The organism is Marinobacter sp. C7 (assembly GCF_022343555.1).
GTDB lineage: Bacteria > Pseudomonadota > Gammaproteobacteria > Pseudomonadales > Oleiphilaceae > Marinobacter.
This window is the reverse complement of the sequence record NZ_JAKQZH010000001.1, coordinates 408,231-424,622: the sequence shown is the minus strand read 5'-3', so window position 1 is coordinate 424,622 and position 16,392 is coordinate 408,231. Positions and strand designations below refer to the sequence as shown.

Sequence of the window (16,392 nt, the reverse complement as noted above, 5' to 3'; positions counted from 1 at the left end):
CGGTCTCCTTAGCTCAGCACCGGGTTCGTTTTGTTGCGATCGATTCCGTACTTGCGCATGGCTTCGAGAACCTGCTCCTGCTTGATCTCACCATCTTTCGCCAGGGCGGCCAGGGCGGTGACCGTCACATAGTAGCGATCCACCTCGAAGAAGTTACGCAGTTTCTCGCGGGTGTCGCTGCGGCCGAAACCGTCGGTGCCCAGGGTCATGTAGGTCTTGGGGATGAACGCCCGCAGTTGCTCGGAGTGCAGCTTGATGTAATCGGTAGAGGAAACCACCGGACCCTGTTGCTTCTCCAGCATCTGGGTAACGTAGGCCTTCTTCGGCTTGTCATCCGGGTGCAGATGGTTCCAGCGCTCCACATGTTGGCCGTCGCGGGCCAGCTCGTTGTAACTGGTCACGCTCCACACGTCCGAAGCGACGCCCCAATCGTCTCTGAGCATCTCGGCGGCGGCGCGCACCTCGTTGAGGATGGCGCCAGAGCCGAGCAGCTGAACCCGAGGGGTCTTCTTGCGGCCCTTGGTTTCAACGGACTCGTACTTGTACATGCCCTTGATGATGCCGTCTTCGCAGTCCTTCGGCATCGCCGGCTGCTCGTACATCTCGTTTTCAATGGTCAGGTAGTAGAAGACGTTCTTGTTCTCCTCGAACATCTCCTTCATACCGTGCCGGATGACCACGGCCATCTCGTAGCCGTAGGCCGGATCGTAGGACCGGCAGTTGGGAATGGTGTTCGCCAGAACGTGACTATGACCATCCTGGTGCTGCAGGCCTTCCCCGTTCAGGGTGGTCCGACCGGCCGTTCCGCCGATCAGGAAACCGCGCGCCTGCATGTCGCCCGAAGCCCACGCCAGGTCCCCGACGCGCTGAAAACCGAACATCGAATAAAACACGTAGAACGGGATCAGCGGGAAGTCGTTGGTGCTGTATGACGTAGCGGCCGCCATCCAGGTCGCCATCGCACCGTCTTCGTTAATACCTTCCTGGAGGATCTGGCCTTTCTTGTCCTCCCGGTAGTACATGATCTGGTCACGATCCTGGGGCACATACTTCTGACCTTCAGAGGTATAGATACCCAGCTGGCGGAACATGCCTTCCATACCAAAGGTACGCGCCTCGTCGGGAACGATCGGGACGACCCGCTTGCCGATTCGCTTGTCTTTTACCAGGGCACTGAGAATCCGGACGAACGCCATGGTGGTGGAGATCTGGCGACCATCGGAACCTTCCAGCACCTGCTTGAAGATATCCAGCTCCGGAATCTGGAGTGGCTGGCAGTCTTTCTTGCGTTTCGGGTAGAAACCGCCGAGGTCCTGGCGGCGCTTCTTCATGTATACCAGTTCCGGGCTGTCCGGAGCCGGACGGTAATAGGGTACTTCCTCGAGTTCGTCGTCCTTGAGCGGAACACCGAAACGATCCCGGAAAGCTTTCAGGGTATCGATGTCGAGCTTCTTCAGGGAGTGCGCGGTGTTCTGTGCTTCGCCCGCCGCACCAAAGCCGTAACCTTTGATGGTGTGTGCCAGAATGACCGTCGGCTTGCCGTTGGCCTGGTTCACCGCCTTGTGATAGGCCGCATACACCTTGTAGGGATCGTGACCACCGCGATTCAGCTTGCTGATATCGTCATCGGACAGGTTCTCCGCCAGCTTCGCCAGTTCCGGATACTTGCCGAAAAACTCCTTGCGGGTGTAGGCCGGGCCCTTGAAGGTGAGGTTCTGCAGTTCGCCATCACAGATTTCATCCATGGTGCGCTGCATGATGCCGTCTTCGTCTTTCTCGAACAGCGGATCCCACATACGGCCCCAGACTACCTTGATCACGTTCCAGCCGGCGCCACGGAACACGCCTTCCAGCTCCTGGACAATCTTGCCATTACCCCGGACCGGACCATCCAGACGCTGCAGGTTACAGTTGACCACGAAAATCAGGTTATCCAGATTCTCCCGTCCGGCCTTGGAAATGGAGCCAAGGGTTTCGGGCTCGTCGCACTCGCCATCACCGATGAAGGCCCACACCTTGCGACCATCCATATCGATCAGCTCGCGGCTGTGCAGGTACTTCATGACATGCGCCTGGTAGATAGCCTGGATCGGCCCAAGTCCCATGGAGACTGTCGGGAACTGCCAGTAATCGGGCATCAGCCAGGGGTGGGGATAGGAGGAGAGGCCTCCACCGTCCACTTCCTCGCGGAATTTGTCCAGTTCCTCTTCGGAAAACCGCCCTTCGAGGAAGGAACGCGCATAGATACCCGGTGCGGCGTGCCCCTGGAAATACACCAGATCGGATTCACGCTTTTCGTCGCCACCGTGGAAGAAATAGTTGAAGCCAACGTCATACAGGGTGGCAGCAGAGGAGAAGGTGGAGATATGGCCACCGAGCTCGCCCGGACGCTTGTTGGCACGAACCACCATGGCCATGGCATTCCAGCGGATCAGGGAACGGATTCGACGCTCCATGAACAGGTCCCCGGGCATCTGGGCCTGTTGAGTGACCGGGATGGTGTTACGGAATGGCGTGGTGATGGAGTATGGCAGTTCGGTGCCATCGCGGCTGGCGCGCTCGGAGAGTCGCTCCAGAATGTATTTGGCTCGCTCAACGCCTTCGTTCTCGATCAGAGATTCCAGTGCGTCAAGCCATTCACTGGTTTCAATGGGATCATCGTCCTGGTACATCAAACCCTCCCCTTGGCATCAAAAGGTGCAGCGCGGGCCACGATCAGCAGCCGCTGCGCATACGGTGTCGATAAGCTGCGTGAAAATGCAGAGTAATTGTTATGGGTGTATCAGCCCGATGGCGGTACTGCAGGACAGTACGTGGAACCTCCATCAAGCATAGAACAGCTTTCAAAGTTTTCCTGCCCGGCCGGCCTTGTGAAATCAGGCTCTTGGCGCGTGGCCGACCGGCGATTCGAGAGCGTGCTCACATTGATGCGCCCGAATTTGTAGTGTTTTTACTACATTTTGATTGAACAAAGCAATCAAATGGGCCTCCAGGGCCCTTCGAACAACATTCCATTGCGGTTACTTACGCAAGAATGACCTTTTTCAGACCACCACACAACCAGAATCAGACCAAGGTCGTAGTTTTCCGAACACCCCCGGAATTCATAGCGTTACTAAACGATCCAGGGCCCATCCGACCTTCGACCTGATAGATTTTTTCTTTAATTTCAGACGCTTTTAAGAAGCCTTGAATCACCCCTCCACCCCGACTGGCGACATTTTTTAATTAGACCTGAAAATAAATTCCTATTTATGTATACTTGCCTGCCCGATTTTTAACCAGCGGAAAAGTGGTCCGACCACTTTTTCAGTCATTGGCAACAACAGAGGGCGATCTATGAACTCCATCGTCACCTTTCCGAACCGGATTCCCACAACGGAGTTCGAGGAACGGCGTTTCAAGGTCTACACAGACCGCCAGCTCGACAAGATCGAAGTCATTCAGAATCTCCCTGAAGAGACCCTGTTTGAAATGAAAGTGGTAGCCAGCGTGCTGCCGTTCCGGGTCAACGAGTATGTGATCAACGAACTGATCAACTGGGACAAGGTACCCAATGATCCGATCTACCAACTTGTCTTCCCTCAAAAAGGGATGCTCAAGGACGAACATTTCGAGCGTATGGCAGCGCTGCACAGGGAAGGCGCCGACAAGAAGGAAATCCAGGCCGCCGCAAAGGAAATCCGGGACGAACTGAACCCGCACCCGGCTGGCCAGATGGAAATGAACATGCCGGAACTGGACGGCGAGGTACTGGATGGCGTTCAGCACAAGTACCGCGAGACCGTGCTGTTCTTCCCGGCCCAGGGCCAGACCTGTCACTCCTACTGCACCTTCTGTTTCCGCTGGGCACAGTTCGTGGGTGACAAGGACCTGAAAATGGCCAGTACCGAAGCCGAGAAACTTCACGGCTACCTGAAAGAGCACACCGAAGTGACCGATCTGCTGGTCACTGGTGGCGACCCCATGGTGATGAAGACGAAGAACCTGGTCCAGTACCTGGAGCCGCTGCTGGAGCCGGAGTTCGACCACATCCAGACCATTCGTATCGGCACCAAGGCCCTGACTTTCTGGCCATACCGGTTCGTGACCGACAAGGATGCGGACGAACTGATCGAGCTGTTTGCCAAGCTGGTTGATGCCGGCAAGCACGTCGCCATCATGGCCCACTACAATCACTGGCAGGAAATCACCACCGAGATCGCGGAAGAAGCCATTCGCCGCATCCGCGCCACCGGTGCCGAGATCCGCGCCCAGGGCCCACTGATCAAGCACGTGAACGACGATGCCGACGCCTGGGCCAAGCTGTGGAAGAAGGAAGTGAAGCTGGGCATCATTCCCTACTACATGTTCGTAGAGCGGGACACCGGCGCCAAGAACTACTTCGAGGTGCCTCTGGCCGAAGCCTATAACATTTACCGGGAAGCCATGAAGCAGGTCTCCGGCCTCGCCCGCACCGCCCGCGGCCCGTCCATGAGCGCGGGCCCCGGCAAGGTGGAAATCCAGGGCATCACCGAAATCAAAGGCGAGAAAGTCTTCGTCCTGCGCTTCCTCCAGGGCCGCAATCCCGACTGGGTGCAGCGCCCGTTCTTTGCCAAGTACAGCGACACAGCCACCTGGCTGCACGAGCTGGAACCGGCCTTCGGGGAGGAGAAGTTCTTCTTCGAGGACGAGTATGAGGAGATGAAAAAGGGCAACGGATAACCCCGTTCCTTATCGAGGGCGCCGCTAGTGCGGCGCCCTCATATAATCCCGGGGCGAACGCCCGGTCCAGCGCCGGAACGCGCGGCTGAAATTGGTGACATCGGAGTACCCCAGCAGATCCGACACCTGGCCAATACTTTTCTGACCCACCGCAAGCAGCCGCCTGGCATGCTGCTGACGCATGGATTCCACAAGCTCCCGGAACACCACACCTTCGGCGCGCAACCGACGCTGCAGGGTTCGGGCAGTCACATTCAGCCTTACCGCAACTTCCTCGATCGAGGCAAAACCCATCTCCTCGTCGAACACCAGGTCCCGCACCTGCTGCACCAGTGAACGCCCACCCCCCAGGCGCCCCAGCTCTTCCTTGCACTGCTCCCGGGCCACCCGCGCCGCCACCGGATCAGACATCATCAGCGGGGAGTCCAGGATCGACCGATCGAAGAGAAAGCCGTTGAAGTCGCCATTGAAGGTCAGGGGGCCGGCTATCAGGTGATCGAAGCGGCTCATGTACGAGGGCTTGGCAAATCGGACAACCCCCCTGCCCCTCAGCCTGGCGCCCGTGAGCGCCTCTGCCATTGCGGCGAAGCCGGTGAGCAGGAACATGGCACCGACTTCCCCCAACCGGTAACGCTCGTCACGCTCGGCAAAGGCCAGACGCACCCGATCGCCCTGCGAATCCAGGCGCAACTCCAGGTCCGATGAGGGCATGTTGAAGTAGGCAATGGCGATGTCCAGCGCTTCTCCCAGCGTCTTTGCTACCATCGCGGCCTGGCCGATCACGCCGTGACAGGACACTTTCATTTGCAGCCCCATCAGGAAGCCAATGCCCGGCTCACCGGTCAGCAAGATGGCTTGCTGAATCAGCCGGGCGAAGCAGTCCCTGGGCAGGCGGAACCCGCTGCGCAACAGGTCCTCGACAGCCAGACCTTCACGCCCCAGAAGCTTCTCCACCGGCACATTCCAACGCTCTACCACATCGATCAGCAGCAGGACATAGGTGCCGGGAACCGTGGGCTGGCTCGACACAATGGAAACGCTTGCCAAGGTGGTTGTCGTCAAATGATCGTTTTTTGTCATCGGTTCATAGCCGGTACTGACATGGTCGGGATCACAATACCAGCTGAAAAAACCGGGTGTAGGTGCCCGGTTGACATGCCCAACCGTAAAAAAGGTCAAAACCATGTCTGTTGATCCGAACCCCCTGACCGACGCAGAGAAAACCGAGTACATCCGCAAGACCATCCTGGAGGAGGGGCGAGCATTGCGCCGCCGGCACCCCTGGCTGGACAGGCACCAGAACCTGATAGGGGCCACCATCATGGCCGTTTCGCTTCTGGGAATGATTGCAAGTGGCACGCTCTATGTGAAGGGGCTCATTCCCTGGTGGGTCTGTGTGCCGGTTACCGCGGTCTTTGCGTCACTGATCCACGAGTTGGAACACGATCTGATCCATCTGATGTACTTCAAGAACCGGCCATGGGCGAACGATCTGATGCTGGCGCTGGGGTGGCTGGCCAGGGCCAGCACCATCAGCCCGTTCGTACGGCGCAAGCTGCACCTGCATCACCACAAATTCAGCGGTACCGAGAGCGATCTCGAGGAACGCGGCATCACCAATGGTGAGCGCTGGGGCGTACGTCGCCTGTTGATGACCGGAGACAACATGCTGGCCGTGTTGCTGCGGCCCTTTACCATGCAACGCGCGGTACGTGAGTACATCCGCAGCCAGAAGCCGGCGTCACGGGGCGATGCCAGAAAGATGAGCCTGCAGCAGCTGCTCGCCTATGCGCCGCTCGGCAACCTCTACTACCTGGTGTTCCACAGCTGGTTACTGGCCCACACAATCCTGTTCACGGCGCAGCTTGCAGGCGCACCGATCACCCTGTCGGGCGGGCTGGCAACCGCCCTGGCGGCGCTCGATACCTTTGCCGTGGTGTACATGCTGCCGTCGTTCCTGCGCACTTTTTGTCTGCACTTCATCAGCTCCAACATGCACTACTACGGCGATGTCGAGCCCAGGAACGTGATGCAGCAGTGCCAGGTTCTCAACCCCTGGTGGCTGATGCCGATGCAACTCTTCTGCTTCAATTTTGGCAGCACCCACGCGATCCATCACTTTGCCGTGCGCGAGCCCTTCTACATCCGGCAATGGACGGCACCGGCGGCCCATAAAGTGATGAGAGAGATGGGGGTTCGATTCAACGATTATGGATCGTTCCTGCGGGGGAACCGGTTTACCCGGGAGGCACCTGCAGAGAGACGTCAAGCAGCATGATTACTGGCGCCTGATTGGGACAAAACCGTCAAGCCCGACGTTACCGGCTCCCTCACCTTCCCGGTTTCGGCACAAACTCCGCTGGCTTCTCCCGGATCCAATCCACGAATACTTTCAGCTCCTCCAACTCCATCAATTTGTCCCGGGTGTTGTAATGCAGGCCCAGCTCATACTCCGAGCACGCCCGGTGAATGGCACTATGACAAGGCCGGCACACCCACAGTGTCCGGGTGATCAACTCTTCCTTGCTGAACATCTTCTGAAAGCGTTTTTTGCGGTGCAGGTGTTTGGGGATCAGGTGATGGCGGGTGAGTTTGGCGACGGGGCGCTCGCAGAGTTCGCAGTGGTCGGGTTGGGGTGGGAGTTTGAGCATGCTTGGGGGTTACATTGCACATGGGGTCAGATGAAGGCTTTCATCAGACCCCTGGGGGTAGGCTGGCGTGAGCTTGGGGTCAGATGAAAGCGTTCATCTGACCCCCGGATTCCGGACCAGCCCTCAGTGCATCAGGGTATACAGCTTTCTACGATAGCTGCGCACGTCCGGATTGTTGTTGCCGAGTTTGTCGAACAGCTCGATCAGGGTGGCCTTTGCGATGCCGTCCTTGTAGGTGCTGTCAGACTGCATCAGACGGATCAGCAGATCCATGGCTTCGGCATTCTCGTCTTTGAGGACATGTTGCAGAGCAAGCTGGTGGAGGGCTTCCGGGTTTTTCGGCTCGGCCTCCAGTTTTTTCTGGAGCTCGGCCACCGGGGGCAGCTCGCCGGCCTGCTTCATGAACTTGATGCGGGCCGCCAGCTGCTTGGCCTGGTGCTGCATCTTTTCTTCCGGCGGCAGGCTTTCCAGCACCTGTTCAGCCGTCTCGAGGTCACCGGTCTCCGCCTTCAGTTGCGCCAGGTCGATCAGAACCTTCATGTTCTCCGGGTCCTGTCGGTTGAGTTCGGTCAGAATTTCGAGAGCCCCGTTCACGTCACCGCTTTCCCACAAGCGGTGGGCAACGTCGTACGGATCTTCCTTCGGTGCCTCAACGTGCTTGTCGAGCACCTTGCGGATTTCGCTCTCGGGCTGGGCAGCGTTGAAGCCATCTACTGCCTGTCCATCCTTCACCAGTATCACCGTCGGCAGGCTGCGAACACCCAGACTTGCGGTCAGCTGTTGCTGCTCGTCGGCATTAACCTTGGCGAGCTTGAAACCGCCCTCATATTCATTGGCGAGCTTTTCGAGAATCGGCATCAGCTGCTTGCACGGAGCACACCACTCGGCCCAGACGTCAATCAGGATGGGCGTGCTGGCAGAGGCATCCATGACCTCCTGCTGAAAGTTCTCCATGGTGGCGTCAAAAATATAGGGCGAGTTGCTCATCGGGGCACCTGAACCGTTGAATGAATATGTGAATCTGCCTCGAACATGGGGCCGATAGCGGGAAAATCAAGCTCCCGGCAACATCAGATTCCCGAACAGCGATCACCCAAAATCCTTGAAATAACCGTAACTGCCGCTACATACGCAAGTAGACATGAGCGCGGGCAAGTGTTCCCCCATGCCCGCCCGATGACAACCTTTGAGGGACGCAACGACGGCATGAACGACGAAAACCGCAATGACAGCCTTGAGGAATTCGAAGAAGACGTGACCGAATACATCGGCAAGGACGAGCACAGCAAGAGCCTCGCCCTGCCCCAGCAGATCATGCCCCGACGCATGTACGTGCTGCCGGTTTCCAATCGTCCGTTCTTCCCGGCCCAGGTTCAGCCGGTGATGGTCAATCAGGATCCGTGGCATGAAACCCTCAAGCGCGTGGGCGAAACCGATCACCGCGTCCTCGGCATCTGCTATGTGGAGGAACACGACGCCGAACAGGGCATCCCGGCCAGTGATCAGCTCGAGACCGTCGGCTGCGCGGTGCGCGTGCACCACGCCCAGAAGGAAAGCGGCAAGGTCCAGTTTATCGCCCAGGGCCTCCAGCGGTTCCGCATCGTCCAGTGGTTGCGGCGGAAGCCACCTTATCTGGTGGAAGTGGAGTATCCGAGCGAGCCGGAGGAGGACGCCGACGAACTGAAGGCCTACACCCTGGCCATCATCAGCGCCATCAAGGAATTGCTGCGCACCAATCCACTCTATGGCGAGGAGGTGAAGCAGTACCTGTCCCGTTTCGGACCGGACGACAGCTCCCCCCTGGCCGACTTCGGGGCCTCCATGACCAGCGCGCCCGGCCCGGAGCTTCAGGACGTCCTGGATACCGTGCCGCTGCTGCGTCGTATGGAGAAGGTCCTGCTTCTGATGCGTAAGGAGCAGGAAGTTGCACGCCTGCAGTCAGAGATCAGTGAGGAGGTCAACGAAAAGGTCCAGAAGCACCAGCGCGAGTTCTTCCTGCGCGAGCAGCTGAAAGTCATCCAGCGCGAGCTGGGCATGGCCAAGGACGACAAGACCGCCGATGTGGAGCGTTTCGAAGAGCGCATGGCCAAATTGGATCCGCCAGAGCCGGTGCAGGAACGCTTCCGGGACGAGCTGCAGAAGCTGCAGGTGCTGGAACAGGGCTCGCCGGAATACGGTGTGACTCGCAATTACCTGGACTGGCTCACCCAGGTGCCCTGGGGCCAGTATTCCGAGGATCATTTCGACCTGGCCGAGGCCCGGCGCATTCTCGACCGGGATCATGACGGCCTGGACGATGTGAAAGACCGCATCGTCGAGTTCCTGGCCGAAGGTACGTTCAAGGGTGAGGTCAGCGGCTCGATCCTGCTGCTTGTGGGTCCGCCCGGCGTGGGCAAGACCTCCATCGGGCACTCCGTCGCAGACGCCCTGGGCCGCCAGTTCTACCGGTTCAGCGTGGGCGGCATGCGTGACGAGGCCGAGATCAAGGGCCACCGCCGGACCTACATCGGTGCCATGCCCGGAAAATTCGTGCAGGCCCTGAAGGACTCCAGAGTCGCCAATCCGGTGATCATGCTGGACGAGATCGACAAGATTGGCGCCTCCTATCAGGGTGACCCGGCCTCCGCCCTGCTGGAAACCCTGGATCCGGAGCAGAACCGGGAGTTTCTGGATCATTATCTGGACGTCCGCATGGACCTGTCCAAGGTGCTGTTTATCTGCACCGCCAACCAGCTGGACACCATTCCCCGCCCCCTGCTCGACCGGATGGACGTAATTCGCCTGTCCGGCTACATCACCGAGGAAAAACTGGCCATTGCCAAGCACCACTTGCTGCCGCGGCTGCTCAAGCGCGCCGGACTCCTCAAAAAGCAGCTCAACGTGACCGACGCGGCGCTCAAACAGGTGATCGAGGGCTACGCCCGGGAAGCGGGCGTGCGCAACCTGGAAAAGCTGCTGCACAAGATCATTCGCAAGGGCATCGTGAAGCTACTGGACAAACCGGATCAATCGGTGAAAGTTGGCGTGGCGGACCTGGCCGAGTATTTGGGTCAGCCTTCCTTCCGCAAGGAGAAATCGCTCAAAGGAGTGGGCGTGGTGACTGGCCTCGCATGGACCGCCATGGGCGGTGCCACTCTCAGCATCGAGGCTTCCCGGATTCACAGCAGCCAGCGGGGTTTCAAGCTGACCGGGCAACTGGGAGATGTGATGCGGGAGTCGGCGGAGATTGCGTACAGCTACGTGTCCTCGAACCTGAAACGCTACAAGGGCGACCCGACGTTCTTCGACAAATCCTTTGTCCACCTGCATGTACCGGAAGGCGCAACACCGAAGGACGGTCCGAGTGCCGGCGTCACCATGGCCACGGCACTGCTATCGATCGCCCGGAAGGAGGCGCCCCAGCAAAACGTGGCCATGACCGGCGAGCTCACCCTGACAGGCCAGGTACTGCCGGTGGGTGGCATCCGGGAAAAGGTCATCGCCGCACGGCGGCAGAAGATCAGTAATCTGATCCTGCCGGAGGCGAACCGCGGAGACTATGAGGAGTTGCCGGAGTATCTCAAGGAGGGGCTGACGGTGAACTTTGCCCGGCATTACAACGACGTGTTTCAGGTTTGTTTTGGCAACAAACCCCGGAAGGGATCTTCGGTGCACTGACCCTGGAGGCAGAACCCGGTGAAGGTGGGGTCAGAAGAAAGCGTTCTTCTGACCCCTTATTCACGGTTTCAGGCCTTCTCCTTCCAGCCGTCATCCTTCAACACCGACCCCACCGTCAGAACCGGCGAGGCGTCGATCTCGTCAGCATCCATCATGTTCGCCACGCGCTGTAGTGAGGCCAGGATCATGGTCTGCTCCCATTCATGCAGGCTCTGGAACTTCTGGATGAAGTCTTCCTGCAGTGGGTTCGGGGCACGGGAGAGAATATCAGCGCCCTCTTCGGTCAGGTGCGCATGCACCTTGCGCTTATCCTTGGTACTGCGGACACGGTAGACCAGCTTACGATGTTCCAGCCGGTCCAGAATCGTGGTCACGGTTGCCTGGCTCAGGCTGACCTTTTCGGCGATGGTGCCAATGGTCACCTCCCCGAGATCCCGAATGGTACGCATGATCAGCAATTGCGGGCCTGTCAGCCCGGCATGTTTGCTCAGCCGCTTGGAATGGAGATCCGTTGCCCGGATGACGCGACGAAGCGCTACCAGCACCTGTTCATAACTGTCCACAGAGTTGCTCCGACTGCCCGACACTTGTTTATACCTCTAACTATTAGAGGTCTTTGTACCAATAAATGCAAGTTAGCACTTCCACTTAACGGCGCTGGCCCCATGGACTGTCGGCACGGCGTTTTTTCCGCCAGCCACTATGCTAAGGTCAGCTGTTTTCCAAAACCGCAAAACGGACGCAGTATCATGACCAACCGATTCACCCACTCGCTCCTGCCATGGTTCAAGACAATGCGTGCCGGCACGATCCTGTTGCTGGTAATTCTGGCCGGAACCGCGGCCGCACAGGACACAGGCGAGCGGCCATCAATGGACGACGATGTCACCTCCGATGACGTGGCCGCCGCGCTGGCTGATCTGGAAGAGCCCATGTACACCCCGTTCATCGAGCTCTACCTGCTGGAGGAAAGCAAAGCCCTGCGCAAGGAAATGATGGACACCCGAGCGGAGCTGATCGAGAAGGTGGTCGACAAGGAGCTGTCCGTGGCCGACAAGACCATGTCCTACGCCACCGACACGGTGACCTATTTTTTCTACCTCATCGCCGGCGCCACCTCCATCCTGGTCGTCATAGGCTGGAACTCGATCCGGGACATGCGTAACCAGCTGGCCAGTGTGGCCGAGAAGCGCGTGAACGAGCTGGTGGTGGAATACGAGAAGCGCCTGAAGGCCATCGAGGAGCAGCTGCAGCAGAAATCGGACATCATCCACCAGAACCAGGCCGAGATCGAACGCACCAACGAGGTGCACTCGCTCTGGCTCAAGGCAAGCCAGGAAACCTCACAGCAGAACAAGATCGCTGCCTACGACCGCATTCTGGACCTCCGACCGGACGATGTGGAAGCTCTCAGCTACAAGGCGGATGCCGTTCTGGAAATGCAGGAACCGCTCTGGGCCATCAGCCTGTGCCGCCGGGCACTCAAACTGGATCCGGGTAACGGACACGCCCATTACCAGCTGGCCTGCGCCTATGCGGAAATCGGGCGCTGGGAAGACGCCGTGAGCACTCTCGAGAAAGCCATTGATATTTCGGAAGCGTATCGGGACGATGCATCCGTCGATCCGAGCTTCGAACAGTTGCGCGAACACGAAAGCTTCCGCACACTGGTGTTTCCGGATCAGGAGGACAACAGCACGGACGCGTGACACTTTTCTCAGCCAGGCACACGCTTTGCAAGCAGCCTGCCAGATTGGAGTTTTCCATCTTCAATTCAGGCATGCTTTTTAAAAGTTGTGTTCCTGAACAAACGCTGGTCCGGGCTGCTTGACAACAAGGGGCCCGTGGTGTTTGTTTAACTCTCTGAGAACACAAGAATAACCCTGAACCAAACAGGACTGACCCAATGAGAACCTCAGTAAAGAAACTCGCAAGCGCTGTAAGCACTTCCATTGCATTGATGGCCGCCGGCCAGGCAGCAGCAGAGATCCAGATCGGTATTGCCGGCCCGATGACCGGCCCCGTCGCCCAGTACGGTGACATGCAGTTCGCCGGTGCCCGCATGGCCATCGAGCAGATCAACGCCAACGGCGGTGTGATGGGCGAAGAACTGGTTGCCGTCGAGTACGACGACGTCTGTGACCCGAAGCAGGCGGTCACCGTAGCCAACAGCCTGGTCAACGACGGTGTTCGTTTCGTGGTGGGCCACCTGTGCTCCAGCTCCACTCAGCCCGCCTCCGACATCTACGAAGATGAAGGCATCCTGATGGTGACCCCGGCTTCCACCAGCCCGGAAATTACCGAACGCGGCTATGAGCTGGTCTTCCGCACCATTGGTCTGGACAGCATGCAGGGTCCGGTTGCCGGCAACTATATTGCCAGCCAGAACCCCGAGCGCGTTGCCATTGTTCACGACAAGCAGCAGTACGGTGAAGGCATCGCCACTGCAGTACGTGACACCCTCAAAGATCAGGGCGTTGAAATCGCCATGTTCGAGGGTATCACCGCCGGCGACAAAGACTTCTCCTCCCTCGTCACCAAGCTCAAGCAGGCGGACGTGGATTACGTCTACTACGGCGGTTACCACCCGGAACTGGGCCTAATCCTGCGCCAGGCGCGCCAGGCTGACCTGGACGCCAAGTTCATGGGTCCCGAAGGCGTAGGTAACAAGGACATCAACACCATCGCCGGCGAGGCCGCCGAAGGCCTGCTGGTAACCCTGCCACCCAGCTTTGACAAGAAGGCCGAAAACCAGGAGCTGGTCAAAGCCTTCCAGGACAAGGGTGAAGACCCCTCCGGCCCGTTCGTGCTGACCTCCTACACTGCGGTCCAGCTGATCGCCGACGGCATCGAGCAGGCTGAATCCACCGATCCGTTCGAAGTTGCCGAGGCCCTGCGCAGCGGCAGCTTCCAGACTCCGATCGGTGCCGTTCAGTATGACCAGGCCGGCGATCTGAAGTCGTTCGAGTTTGTCGTGTACGAATGGCATTCAGATGGCAGCAAAACTCCGGTAAACTGAGCCGAAATCGTTAACAAACGGTAATAATGAGAGCACCTTCTCACCGCGATCCGGGAGAAGGTGTTTTTCTAGGCTCCTGTTGATGCTTCCCTGCCCCCGGTGCGGATAACCCGGACCAGGGGTTTGGTAGTGGAGGGAGCAGGCCTTCGGAGTTCAAAAACAATGCAAGACCTCCTTTATTTCTTCCAGCAGCTCATTAACGGGCTGACGATCGGGAGCACCTACGCCCTGATCGCCATCGGTTACACGATGGTTTACGGCATCATCGGCATGATCAACTTTGCCCATGGTGAGATCTACATGATCGGCGCCTACACCGCGCTGATTGCCATTACCGGCCTGGCTTCTTTCGGGGTTGCCTGGCTACCGCTGATCCTGATCGTGGCGCTGATCTGCGCCATGCTGGTATCCAGCTCCATGGGCTGGGCGGTGGAGCGGGTCGCCTACCGACCGGTTCGCGGGCGTCACCGGCTGATCCCGCTGATTTCCGCCATCGGCATGTCCATTTTCCTGCAGAACTACGTACATCTGGCGCAGGGCTCCCGGAACATCGGCTTTCCGGCCCTGATCGAGGGCGGCTTCCAGTTCGGTTCGTCCGAAGGTTTCCAGATGTCCCTCTCCTACATGCAGATCACCATCTTCGTCACCACCCTGGTGTGCATGACGGTCCTGTCACTGTTCATTTCCCGATCCCGGACCGGTCGCGCCTGTCGTGCGGTGTCGCAGGACCTGGGGATGGCCAACCTGCTGGGCATTGATACCAACCGGATCATCTCAGCAACGTTCGTCATCGGCGCCGCTCTCGCGGCCGTGGCAGGCCTTCTGCTTGGCATGTATTACGGCTCCGTCGATCCCCTGTTCGGTTTCATCGCCGGCCTGAAGGCGTTTACCGCAGCCGTCCTCGGCGGCATCGGAAGCATACCGGGCGCCATGCTCGGCGGCCTGATACTCGGCGTGGCAGAGAGCATGACCTCGGGCTACCTCAGCGGCGAATACAAGGATGTCATCTCGTTCAGCCTGCTCATCCTGATTCTGCTGTTCAAACCCACCGGCCTGCTTGGCAAACCGGAGGTCGAGAAGATCTGATGGCTGCTCAAAACTTCAAACACGCACTGTTCTGTGCGGTAATCACCCTGGTTATTTCCTATCCCATCCTCGGCCTGAACCTGGTCGCGGAGGGCACCAGTGTAGGCCTGGAAGGGGCCACCACCGGGACCGTGATCAACGTCTTCCTGGCGGCCGTTGCGGTTTTCCTGTTCCAGCTGTTCCGCGACAACATCATGGGTATTTTCGGCAAGGTTCCGAATCTCAACCCACTGCCCAAGCGCGGTCCTGTGTCTCAGGAAAGGCGCATGCTGATGGAACGGGTCTTTTTCGTGGCGATCATCCTGTTCGCCCTGCTCTGGCCGTTCATCGTGTCACGGGGGGCAGTTGACCTTGCCACCCTGGTGCTGATCTACATCATGCTCGCCCTCGGGCTGAACGTAGTGGTGGGCCTCGCTGGCCTGCTCGACCTCGGTTATGTGGCATTCTATGCAGTGGGGGCTTACACCTTCGCACTTCTGTCACAGTACTTCGGTGTTTCGTTCTGGCTGGCGCTGCCGATCGGCGCCCTGCTCGCCGCCCTGTTCGGGTTTGTGCTGGGCTTTCCGGTTCTCCGGTTACGGGGTGACTACCTGGCAATTGTGACCCTGGGCTTCGGCGAGATTATCCGCATCCTGCTGAACAACTGGACCTCGCTCACCGGCGGCCCCAACGGTATTGGTGGCATTCCGGATCCTACCCTGTTCGGCATGGAGTTCGGCCGCCGGGTCAAGGAGGAAGGCAACGTTTCCTTCCACGAAACCTTTGGCATTGCCTATTCCGGCGAACACAAGGTGATCTTCCTGTACCTGATTGCCCTGGTGCTGGCCATTTTCACCCTGCTGGTTATCCGGCGCTTCATGCGCATGCCCGTCGGGCGTGCCTGGGAAGCGCTCCGGGAGGACGAGATCGCAGCCCGATCACTGGGCCTGAGCCGCACCGCGGTGAAACTCTCGGCCTTTACCATCGGTGCCTTCTTTGCCGGCTTTGCCGGTACCGTGTTTGCATCCAAACAGGGTTTTATCAGCCCGGAATCCTTCGTATTCCTGGAGTCCGCCATCATCCTGGCCATCGTGGTCCTGGGCGGAATGGGCTCACAGGTCGGGGTCATCCTGGCTGCGATTGCTGTCACCATCCTGCCCGAGCTCGCGCGGGAGTTCTCTGAATACCGGATGCTCATCTTCGGTGCCGCCATGGTGTTGATGATGGTCTGGCGTCCGCAGGGCTTGCTGCCCATGCGCCGCATCCAAATCGAACTCAAAGAGCAGGGGTGACAGA

At 58.7% G+C, this 16,392-nt stretch carries 12 protein-coding genes; 7 read left to right on the top strand and 5 right to left on the bottom strand.

Annotated elements, in window-relative coordinates; all coding sequences use genetic code 11:
• Nucleotides 1-8: 8 nt before the first annotated feature.
• Nucleotides 9-2,672: a pyruvate dehydrogenase (acetyl-transferring), homodimeric type gene (gene aceE, locus MD273_RS01905; RefSeq protein WP_239036079.1), complete on the bottom strand. Its 2,664-nt coding sequence runs from the start codon at nt 2,670-2,672 to the stop codon at nt 9-11.
• Between the two features lie 667 nt (nt 2,673-3,339).
• Here aceE and MD273_RS01900 point away from each other — a divergent pair.
• Complete coding sequence (locus tag MD273_RS01900; RefSeq protein WP_239036078.1) at nt 3,340-4,704, top strand: KamA family radical SAM protein; 1,365 nt, start codon at nt 3,340-3,342, stop codon at nt 4,702-4,704.
• 24 nt (nt 4,705-4,728) lie between these two features.
• On the opposite strand, the gene MD273_RS01895 is transcribed toward MD273_RS01900, so the two are convergent.
• Nucleotides 4,729-5,751, bottom strand: a complete 1,023-nt coding sequence (locus tag MD273_RS01895; protein ID WP_239036077.1) for an AraC family transcriptional regulator — start codon at nt 5,749-5,751, stop codon at nt 4,729-4,731.
• Between the two features lie 136 nt (nt 5,752-5,887).
• Between MD273_RS01895 and MD273_RS01890 the strand changes: the two genes are divergently transcribed.
• Nucleotides 5,888-6,982: a fatty acid desaturase gene (locus MD273_RS01890; protein ID WP_239036076.1), complete on the top strand. Its 1,095-nt coding sequence runs from the start codon at nt 5,888-5,890 to the stop codon at nt 6,980-6,982.
• 52 nt (nt 6,983-7,034) lie between these two features.
• Here the strand turns inward: MD273_RS01890 and MD273_RS01885 are convergent, their stop codons facing one another.
• Together MD273_RS01885 and trxA are read right to left on the bottom strand one after the other, a co-directional pair.
• Nucleotides 7,035-7,355 carry a hypothetical protein gene (locus MD273_RS01885; protein WP_239036075.1) on the bottom strand — a complete coding sequence of 107 codons (321 nt, stop codon included), beginning with the start codon at nt 7,353-7,355 and terminating at the stop codon, nt 7,035-7,037.
• Nucleotides 7,356-7,478: 123 nt separating this feature from the next.
• Nucleotides 7,479-8,342 (bottom strand): thioredoxin, encoded by an 864-nt coding sequence (gene trxA, locus MD273_RS01880; protein ID WP_239036074.1) that lies wholly within the window; start codon nt 8,340-8,342, stop codon nt 7,479-7,481.
• 219 nt (nt 8,343-8,561) lie between these two features.
• Here trxA and lon point away from each other — a divergent pair, with 219 nt between their 5' ends.
• A complete protein-coding gene (gene lon / locus MD273_RS01875) occupies nt 8,562-11,012 on the top strand; it encodes an endopeptidase La (protein ID WP_239036073.1) in 2,451 nt (816 codons plus the stop codon).
• A gap of 68 nt (nt 11,013-11,080) precedes the next feature.
• On the opposite strand, the gene MD273_RS01870 is transcribed toward lon, so the two are convergent.
• Nucleotides 11,081-11,575: a MarR family winged helix-turn-helix transcriptional regulator gene (locus tag MD273_RS01870; protein ID WP_239036072.1), complete on the bottom strand. Its 495-nt coding sequence runs from the start codon at nt 11,573-11,575 to the stop codon at nt 11,081-11,083.
• 309 nt (nt 11,576-11,884) lie between these two features.
• Here MD273_RS01870 and MD273_RS01865 point away from each other — a divergent pair, with 309 nt between their 5' ends.
• The 4 genes from MD273_RS01865 to MD273_RS01850 all read left to right on the top strand — a co-directional run bounded on the left by MD273_RS01865 (nt 11,885) and on the right by MD273_RS01850 (nt 16,388).
• Entirely contained in the window at nt 11,885-12,721 is an 837-nt protein-coding gene (locus MD273_RS01865; RefSeq protein WP_239037592.1) for a tetratricopeptide repeat protein, read from the top strand.
• Nucleotides 12,722-12,918: 197 nt separating this feature from the next.
• On the top strand, nt 12,919-14,031 hold the full coding sequence (locus MD273_RS01860) for a branched-chain amino acid ABC transporter substrate-binding protein (RefSeq protein ID WP_285229109.1): 1,113 nt from the start codon (nt 12,919-12,921) through the stop codon (nt 14,029-14,031).
• A 162-nt stretch (nt 14,032-14,193) separates the two neighbouring features.
• Nucleotides 14,194-15,117 (top strand): high-affinity branched-chain amino acid ABC transporter permease LivH, encoded by a 924-nt coding sequence (gene livH, locus MD273_RS01855; protein WP_239036071.1) that lies wholly within the window; start codon nt 14,194-14,196, stop codon nt 15,115-15,117.
• Nucleotides 15,117-16,388 (top strand): high-affinity branched-chain amino acid ABC transporter permease LivM, encoded by a 1,272-nt coding sequence (locus MD273_RS01850; RefSeq protein ID WP_239036070.1) that lies wholly within the window; start codon nt 15,117-15,119, stop codon nt 16,386-16,388. Before livH ends, MD273_RS01850 begins: the two co-directional genes overlap by 1 nt.
• Nucleotides 16,389-16,392 lie beyond the last annotated feature (4 nt).